At 53.3% G+C, this 615-nt stretch carries 1 rRNA gene; it reads right to left on the bottom strand.

The features are described 5' to 3' along the window. Positions 1–615, bottom strand: a 23S ribosomal RNA gene (locus OIU26_RS25875); the annotation flags it as partial.

The raw sequence follows: 615 nt of genomic DNA, 5'->3' as shown, positions 1-615 counted from the left end.
TTCTACGGCTCCCACCTATCCTGTACAGATCGTACCCAAATTCAATATCAAGCTGCAGTAAAGCTCCATGGGGTCTTTCCGTCTTGTCGCGGGTAACCTGCATCTTCACAGGTATTAAAATTTCACCGGATCTCTCGTTGAGACAGCGCCCAAGTCGTTACGCCATTCGTGCGGGTCAGAATTTACCTGACAAGGAATTTCGCTACCTTAGGACCGTTATAGTTACGGCCGCCGTTTACTGGGGCTTCGGTTCATAGCTTCGCCCGAAGGCTTACCACTCCCCTTAACCTTCCAGCACCGGGCAGGCGTCAGCCCGTATACTTCGCCTTGCGGCTTCGCACAGACCTGTGTTTTTGCTAAACAGTCGCTTGGGCCTTTTCACTGCGGCCCCCTCGGGCTATTCACCCTACCGAGGCACCCCTTCTCCCGAAGTTACGGGGTCATTTTGCCGAGTTCCTTAACGAGAGTTCTTCCGCGCGCCTTAGAATTCTCTTCTCGCCTACCTGTGTCGGTTTGCGGTACGGGCACCTTCTCCTGGCTAGAGGCTTTTCTTGGCAGTCTGAGATCATGACCTTCGCTACTATAATTTTCGCTCCCCATCACAGCCCAGCCTTA

Source organism: Paenibacillus sp. BT-177 (genome assembly GCF_025846815.2).
GTDB classification, from domain to species: domain Bacteria; phylum Bacillota; class Bacilli; order Paenibacillales; family Paenibacillaceae; genus Paenibacillus; species Paenibacillus polymyxa_C.
Note: the sequence above shows the minus strand (reverse complement) of the source record. Positions and strands in the feature narration are given on the sequence as shown.